The sequence below is a fragment of the Amycolatopsis rhizosphaerae genome, assembly GCF_007713715.1.
In the GTDB taxonomy this organism is placed as follows: Bacteria; Actinomycetota; Actinomycetes; order Mycobacteriales; family Pseudonocardiaceae; genus Amycolatopsis_E; species Amycolatopsis_E rhizosphaerae.
Genome location: NZ_VJWX01000571.1, coordinates 1 through 4,395, shown reverse-complemented (window position 1 = coordinate 4,395; position 4,395 = coordinate 1). Strand labels below are relative to the sequence as shown.

The following is a 4,395-nucleotide window of genomic DNA, read 5'->3' as shown; positions in this document are numbered from 1 at the left end:
GGCCGACGCCGTGGAAGCGGCCCGCACCGTCGGCGCGGCCGCCGGTGTCGAGCTGCGAGTGCGCGCCGCCGACCTGCTGCCCTGGCATCCCGGGCGCTGCGCCCAGATCATGGTGGGCGACTGGCCGGTGGGGCATGCGGGCGAGCTGCACCCGAAGGTGATCGAGGCGCTGGGCCTGCCCAAGCGGACCGTCGCCATGGAGCTCGACCTCGACGCCATCCCGCTGCCGGATGGACGGCCCGCACCCGCGGTCTCGCCGTTCCCCCCGGTGCTGCTGGACGTGGCGGTCGTGGTGGACGCCAAGGTTCCCGCCGCGGACCTGGCCGAGGCGATCGCCGCCGGTGCCGGGGAACTGCTGGAGGATGTCGCGCTGTTCGACGTCTACACCGGTGACCAGGTCGGTGCGGGTAAGCGGTCGCTGGCGTACAAGCTGCGCTTCCGGGCCCCGGATCGCACGCTCACGGTCGAAGAGGCCACCAAGGCTCGCGACGCGGCGGTCGCCGAGGCGGCGGCCCGGTTCGGCGCTGCCCTGCGCGGCTGAGCACTGTCCGAGTGGGCCTCTCCGCCGGCAGCGGAGGGGCCCATTCGTGTTTGTGTGTACGGCGAGCGGTCCGGGCCGGACCGTTCACCGCAGGTGTTTGAGCGCTTCGCGGACGGAGAGCGCCGAAAGACCGGGGTGATCGGCGACGAATCCGCGCACCCAGGCGGGGTCGGTTCTCGCGTACTGGCGCAACGCCCAGCCGATTCCCTTGCGCAGGAAGAAGTCCCGCTCGTCGATATTCGCTTCGATCGCGTGGGTCAGCAGGTCGAGATCGGTCTCCGTCTTCGCGTCGAGTTGGCAGATGACGGCCGTCCGCCGTCGCCACCGATCCGGATCGGTGACCCAGCGGTGCAGGACCGCCCCGACCGCTCGCGGCTCGGCCCGCAACAGGGGGCCGATGCGATGCACCGCGATATCGTCCACATAGTCCCACCAGGCACCGGTGACGATGAGCTCGTCGTACAGCGGGAGCAAGGCGGAATCCTGCCAGCGGGCATAGGGCCGGTACCCGGTCAGGTCGATGGCGATGTACCGCTCCTCGCGGAAAGCCGCTTCCCGCCACAGTTTTTCGACCGCGGCGACGAACGACCCCCGGTCCGGCAGGACGAATTCGGCGAACAGGTGCCGGGTGAGCCGGCTGCGGACGGGTTTGGGCACACCGCGAAAAGGCAGGGCGGACTTCATGTAGGCCTGCATCGCCGGCGCCTTCGCCTGGTCCCCGGACCGGGCCAGCGCGACCCTGGCCGCAGTCGCCAGCCGGTCCACGACATCCACCCGGTAAGCCTACCGGCAAGTTCCGACGAAGGTCGGGTGGCGGAAACCGCCGTGATCCGAGAGGTTGTTCGGCGACACTGCCCGATTCCTCGGAAAAGTGGGGGAAATGTCGACGAAAAGGATCAAAGTGAACAAACTCTGCTCGGCGGTCGCGGTGGCCGGCGTGCTCACGGCGGGCCTCGTGGCCGCGCCGTCTGCGAGCGCTTCCCCGGGCGGGGCGGAGTTCACGCCTGTGCCCATCGCCTGGGGGGACTGCTCTTCGTCCCGGCTCCAGAAGGCGGGCGCGCAGTGCGGTTATCTCGAGGTGCCGCTCGACTACGACAACCCGACGGGCGCCAAGATCTCGCTGGCGGTGTCCCGCGTGCAGCACACCACGCCCCAGTCCCAGGGCGTGATGCTGGTCAACCCCGGTGGTCCCGGCGGGTCCGGCCTCGGCCTTTCGGTCCTGGGCAGGGACGTGCCAGGCCACGCGGGCGACTCCTACGACTGGATCGGCTTCGATCCCCGCGGGGTCGGCGCCAGCAAGCCCTCGCTGTCCTGCGATCCCGGCTACTTCGGCTACAACCGGCCGAACTACGTGCCGTCGACGCCGCAGCTCGAACAGACCTGGCTCGCTCGTTCGAAGGGGTATGCGGGAGCCTGTGCGAAGAACGGCGCACTGCTGTCGCACATGAAGACGACCGACGTCGCGCGGGACATGGACTCGCTGCGGAAGGCGCTGGGTCAGCGGCAGATCAACTACTACGGCTTCTCCTACGGCACCTACCTCGGCCAGGTGTACGCCACGCTGTTCCCCGAACGGGTGAGGCGCATGGTGCTCGACAGCAACGTCGACCCGCGGAAGGTGTGGTATCAGGCCAATCTGGACCAGGACGTGGCCTTCGACCGCAACATCAAGATCTACTTCGACTGGATCGCCAAGTACGACGACGTCTACCACCTCGGTGGCACGGGCGCGGCCGTCGAGCAGCTGTGGTACTCGGAGCAGCGGAAGCTGAACCACCAACCGGCAGGTGGCGTGATCGGGCCCGACGAGTGGAGCGACATCTTCCTGCAGGCCGGCTACTACCGCTTCGGCTGGGAGGACCTGGCGAAGGCGTTCTCCGGCTGGGTCCACAACGGGGACTGGAAGACGCTGAAAGCGCTGTATGACGACACCAACAGCCCGGGCGACGACAACGGTTTCGCGGTCTACGCGGCCGTCCAGTGCACCGACGTGCAGTGGCCGGTCAGCTGGAACAAGTGGCGTGCGGACAACTGGCGCACCTACTTCCGGGCGCCCTTCGAAACCTGGGGCAACGCCTGGTACAACGCGCCGTGCCTGAACTGGCCCGCCGCCGCGGGCAAGCCGGTGGAGATCAACGGCGCCAAGGTGTCGAGCGCACTGCTGATCGACGAGGAACTGGACGCCGCCACCCCGTTCGAAGGCAGTCTCGAGGTGCGCAAGCGGTTCCCGAACTCGAGCCTGATCGCCGAGCCGGGCGGCACGACCCACGCCGATTCGCTTTCCGGTGACGCGTGCGTGGACGACCAGGTGGCCGACTACCTGGCCACGGGCAAGCTGCCGGCGCGCAAGCCGGGCAACGGCCCGGACACCACCTGCGCCCCTCTGCCGGATCCGGTCCCGGCGGGCGCGGGCCAGACCGCCACAGCCGCCAAGGCGGCCTCGGCGCAGCCGCTCGAACTGCGGCACGCGCTGGTGAGTGCGGTCAGCCGGCACTGACGCCGCGGGCCTCGCCGCCCCCGCCCGCGAGCCGGGGCGGCGAGGCCATCCCCTTCGGTATCTCCAGCGCCATCCCCAACGCCATCCCGACTGCCGTCCTCGAGAAGAGTCCCGCACTTCCACCTCCTGTGGCTTGTTGTAGCCGTGTTGTGGCCGACGGTAGCGGGAGACACCGACAATTCCGTTCCGTCCCCGTCCCGATGCGCTGGGTCACGAAAACTGTCGGGGGGTGTCGTTAGCGTGCGGGGCATGACCATCATCGAAGAGCACCGGACGACGATCCGGGCCGGCGAGAACACCTATTCCATCGAAGTCACCGCGCTGCCGGGCGGGGACCGCGCCGACCGCCTCATGGTGAGCATCGGTGGCACCGGGCCACAGGGCGAACCGGTCGCCGAAGGCCAGCTCGAAATCTCCGCGGGCGCCGCCGAGACGTTCGGCTCCCTGCTGTCGGAGACCCTGCGGCATCACGGCGCGCTCAGCGAGCCGAGGGCGCGAAGAGGCGGGCCGCGGGCCCTGCGGCGCGGCCGCCCGTGGACGACCGAGCTCGACGCCGAACTCGAGCGCCGCTGGCTCGCCGGGGAAACGGTGGAAGAGATCGCCGCGTACCTGGAGCGCACTCCCGGCGGGATCCGGGCCCGCCTGCCTCGGGTGGGCTGCGATCCGGAGCGGCCGGGCGAGTACCTGCCGGAACCTCCCAGCCGCCGATCGCCGGGCGGACCGCGCGAGGACCCGTGACGCTGCCGGGGCGCCAGTGGTGACGGTCCTCCACTAGACAGGGAAAGGAGCCGGTCAAGGGAGGATCGGGATGGCAGGACGTCGATCGGTGACCAGTGCCGCTGGGGCTGGCAGTGCGGCCGGGGCTGCCAGTGCGGCCGGGGCTGCCAGTGCGGCCGGGGCTGCCAGTGCGGCCGGGGTCGCGGGCATCCTCGCGGTCCTGGTGCTCGTCGCGTCCTGCCAGGGCAACACCGGTTCGGCCCCGCCCAGCTCCTCCCCGGCCGCCGCTCCGGCGCCGGGGACCGTGCCGGCATCGACGTCCGGTCCGGGGCAGGAGATCGGCGGCATCCCGCTGTACCAGCCCGCCGAGGTGGTCAGCAAGGCGGCGGGGTCCGCCGTGCTCCGCACGGGTGATCCGGTCGAGCGGGTCAAGGAGTTCTACGACCAGGCGATCGAGCAGGGCGGATGGCAGGTCGTGTCCAAGACCGAAGCCGGCGGCACGGCGGCCTACGTGGTCAAGAAGCAGGGGCAGGGAGCCTCCGTGTCCCTCTCGCCTGCCCCTGGTGACGGCCAGACACTGATCTCCATCAGCACCTATCCGTCGCCGTGAGGAGGTCGGGGCCAGCGGTGGGTCCTGGGC

At 70.3% G+C, this 4,395-nt stretch carries 5 protein-coding genes; 4 read left to right on the top strand and 1 reads right to left on the bottom strand.

The window, feature by feature from the left end; translation table 11 throughout:
• On the top strand, positions 1-541 hold a 541-nt coding region (locus tag FNH05_RS33320; protein WP_483964241.1), incomplete at its 5' end, for a phenylalanine--tRNA ligase subunit beta-related protein.
• Positions 542-625: 84 nt separating this feature from the next.
• Here the strand turns inward: FNH05_RS33320 and FNH05_RS33315 are convergent.
• Positions 626-1,315, bottom strand: coding sequence for a DNA alkylation repair protein (locus FNH05_RS33315; protein ID WP_144592831.1), 690 nt, complete (start codon positions 1,313-1,315; stop codon positions 626-628).
• 127 nt (positions 1,316-1,442) lie between these two features.
• Between FNH05_RS33315 and FNH05_RS33310 the strand changes: the two genes are divergently transcribed.
• From FNH05_RS33310 to FNH05_RS38475, 3 genes are all read left to right on the top strand, one after another.
• Positions 1,443-3,038: an alpha/beta hydrolase gene (locus tag FNH05_RS33310; protein ID WP_144592830.1), complete on the top strand. Its 1,596-nt coding sequence runs from the start codon at positions 1,443-1,445 to the stop codon at positions 3,036-3,038.
• Between the two features lie 249 nt (positions 3,039-3,287).
• Positions 3,288-3,776, top strand: coding sequence for a helix-turn-helix domain containing protein (locus FNH05_RS33305; RefSeq protein ID WP_144592829.1), 489 nt, complete (start codon positions 3,288-3,290; stop codon positions 3,774-3,776).
• 70 nt (positions 3,777-3,846) lie between these two features.
• Positions 3,847-4,365, top strand: coding sequence for a hypothetical protein (locus FNH05_RS38475; protein WP_186382866.1), 519 nt, complete (start codon positions 3,847-3,849; stop codon positions 4,363-4,365).
• Positions 4,366-4,395: the final 30 nt, after the last annotated feature.

Bases quoted from the DNA above. Each gene is read 5' to 3' on its own strand.
- FNH05_RS33305 (WP_144592829.1), top strand. From the start codon at position 3,288: ATGACCATCATCGAAGAGCACCGGACGACGATCCGGGCCGGCGAGAAC.
- FNH05_RS38475 (WP_186382866.1), top strand. From the start codon at position 3,847: ATGGCAGGACGTCGATCGGTGACCAGTGCCGCTGGGGCTGGCAGTGCG.